Annotated in this window: 4 protein-coding genes and 1 riboswitch; of the genes, 2 read left to right on the forward strand and 2 right to left on the reverse strand. The window is 35.4% G+C overall.

Going from position 1 to position 2,952, the window contains the following annotated elements:
• Positions 1–49: 49 nt before the first annotated feature.
• Both Q0A18_RS09450 and Q0A18_RS09455 read left to right on the forward strand, forming a co-directional pair.
• Positions 50–739, forward strand: a complete 690-nt coding sequence (locus tag Q0A18_RS09450; RefSeq protein WP_292009907.1) for a hypothetical protein — start codon at positions 50–52, stop codon at positions 737–739.
• Between the two features lie 3 nt (positions 740–742).
• Positions 743–1,333: an HD domain-containing protein gene (locus Q0A18_RS09455; RefSeq protein ID WP_292009908.1), complete on the forward strand. Its 591-nt coding sequence runs from the start codon at positions 743–745 to the stop codon at positions 1,331–1,333.
• A 127-nt stretch (positions 1,334–1,460) separates the two neighbouring features.
• On the opposite strand, the gene Q0A18_RS09460 is transcribed toward Q0A18_RS09455, so the two are convergent.
• Positions 1,461–1,844, reverse strand: a complete 384-nt coding sequence (locus Q0A18_RS09460; protein WP_292009909.1) for an acyl-CoA thioesterase — start codon at positions 1,842–1,844, stop codon at positions 1,461–1,463.
• Positions 1,845–1,963: 119 nt separating this feature from the next.
• Positions 1,964–2,145: riboswitch (cobalamin riboswitch) on the reverse strand.
• Positions 2,146–2,169: 24 nt separating this feature from the next.
• A partial coding sequence (locus Q0A18_RS09465; protein WP_292009910.1) for a hypothetical protein occupies positions 2,170–2,952 on the reverse strand: 783 nt, incomplete at its 5' end.

Raw genomic sequence — 2,952 nt, forward strand, 5'->3', positions numbered from 1 at the left:
GCTTATTTTTTATCTTTATGCGAAAATTTTGAACTAAAAACACATCTCCATGAAGTACTATAAATTATTATCAGTTTCTGTTTTATTCAGCTCCTTTTGTTTTGGACAACAATATTTTGAATTGAATGATGCATCAAAAAATTATAACCTCAGAATAAAAGTGGAGAAATGCGAAGGGGGTGAATGCGGTGGAAAAGGAGAAGTTGTTTTGTTCAATAAGAAAAATACTACTAAAGTACAGACTCTTGTTTCTGATGATCTCAACTTTTACCTGAATGAAAATCAACAGCCTACTTCCAATATTATTGAATTGTATGAGGATCAAAGTCCTGTGATATTTGATGATTTTAATTTTGACGGAACAGAAGACATTGCAGTTAGAAACGGGAATCAAAGCAGTTATGGAGGACCATCTTATGATGTATACGTTTATCACACTACCAAAAAGCAGTTTGTACCAAGCAGTGAGCTTACTGAGCTGGCTTATGATAATTTGGGAATGTTTCGGACGGATCAGAAAAGAAAGCGTATCATTACTTTCGCTAAATCAGGATGCTGCTGGCACTTGACGACAGAATATACTGTGGTTCCCAGAAAGGGACTTGTGAAAATTTTTGAGAAAGAAGAAGATGCAATGGGCGGGGAAGGAACGTTAAAAGTAATTACAAGGGAAAAAATAAATAATAAATGGGTAGAGAAAATGAAAGTCTATCCTATAGATCAATATTATGAACAATAAATTATGAAGATAAGAAAGGAAATAGATTTTATTTTAGCAGTTGATGCTTTAAAAAATGTACAGAGAAGAAATTATAATGCAGATGATTCCAGGAGGGAAAATACAGCAGAACACTCCTGGCAGATTATTATTCTTGCTCAGATTCTTTTTCCCTATGCAAAGAACAAAGAACAAATAGATTTGTTAAGAGTTATAAGGATGCTTTCTATTCATGACCTGGTAGAAATAGAAGCGGGAGATACTTTCCTTTTTGATGAAAAGGCAATGATAGGAAAGTTTGAAAGAGAAAGACAATCCGCAAGGAACATCTTTGGAATTCTGGATGAACCATTACGTTCAGAGTTTTTTGATCTCTGGATAGAGTTTGAGGAAGAAAAAACACCGGATGCTGTGTTTGCCTGCGCTATAGACAGAATTATGCCGTTTATTCTTAATTCCTATACATCAGGAAAAAGCTGGACAGAAGCGGGGGTTACCGAAGGGCAGATCAGGAATATGCTGGAAAATGCAATAAGCAGGGCTTCGGATGAAATGGGAGAAGCCTTTCAACACCTATTGAATATAAATTTGGAAGAACAAAAAGTGAAAAGATAAAAACTTACTGTTGTCATTTCGAACAAACTAAGAAATCTTTTTTATAGTTTTATACTGGGAATGTTTTTTTAATATTCCGTACAGAATAAATAACCTCCTTTATATTTAAAAGGAGGTCTTTTTATTATTACAATATCTGAACAGGCTTCTTGAACTCATCAATGGCCACAAATGTAAAGTCACCTACAATAGCTCTTTCCCTTTCATAAGAATACATCTGTTCTGTATAGATCTCCACATTCACTTTCATACTTGTATTTCCTACATGAGACACTTTTCCGATCAGTTCAATAATGGTCCCTGCCGGAATAGGTTTGTTGAAGTCAATTTTATCACTATTTACCGTTACCACTCTTTTTCTGCAAAAACGGGTAGCTGTAATAAAAGCTACTTCGTCCATCAGCTGCATGGCAGTACCTCCGAAAAGTGTATCGTAATGATTGGTTGTGTTAGGGAAAACTGCTTTGAAAATCCTTGTTTCGGAAGCTTCAATTCTTTCTTCTTTAGTCATATTTCTTAATTATTAAAAGCGAAATGAAAGAAAATTGAAACAATAAAATGGATCAGGAATAAATAGAATTATTCCCGGATACATTCATCAGATATCAATAAACTTCAGATCGCGAAAGTTTCTTGTTGTAAAGAAAAGGCAGGTCTCCTGACTTGTAACATCTTTATTTCCTTCCCGTACCTTTAAGAACAGTGGTTATTAATAAAAACTTTGGTTACTTACAGTTGCGCGACAGTCCGTGATTTTCACACGGTTCCCTTTTAATCTGCTGCTAAGCGGAACCCATTCCTGTGATGAAAAAGCAAAAATAAAAAAAATTGAGAGATTATTCCGGGTTATTATAAATAATCTGATTGATTACTTTGCCCTGTTTTATAGTCCATACCGTAGTATATCTGTTTTCACCGGAACCATTGATCATATAAAGGAAAATATTATCATTATCAATAGCAGTGACGCCGACATTATTAAAATCCATACTGGGCTGGAAAAGATTTTTAATTGCTTCCCGTACAAAAACAGAACCTCTACCAGGCTGCTGTACCCGGATTGATTTTACTTCGGTCATCCCTTCCGGAATTTCTTTGCTGATTCCCCACGGTTTGATTTTATCGATTGTAAGTATCTTTCCGTCCGGATCTTTTTCCTGTTTACGATAGCTGGCATTGGAAGGATAAATATCAATAATAATCTTACTTCTTTGTGCTGTCGGGATTTTTTGATTGGTATTATCTGTAAAGATCAGAGATCTTCCGTTTTTTGATTTCGAAGGAGTATACTGTGGAAGCTGATCAATAAAGATGATGCGGTCTTTGTTTACCATTCCTTCTTTATCAAGGCTTTCGTATCTTACAAAAGGCTTTTCTGTCTGGGGTTTCTCGGGGTACTTGATCCATATCCATTCTGTTTCTCCCGGAGCAGGCTTTACATACATGAAAATATCCCCTTTACGGAGCTTATCGATAATTTTCCTGTAATCATCCTTGGCGATGCGGACATTGGCATACCCGTCTTCAGCTTTTACTACTCCGAATGGTATTTTATTCTGAGCTGGCGTAAAAACAAAAGAAAATAAAAAAATGAACAGATAAATAGCTTTATGTAAGGA

Origin of the sequence: Chryseobacterium sp., from assembly GCF_022712095.1 — a bacterium.
Taxonomy (GTDB): Bacteria; Bacteroidota; Bacteroidia; order Flavobacteriales; family Weeksellaceae; genus Chryseobacterium.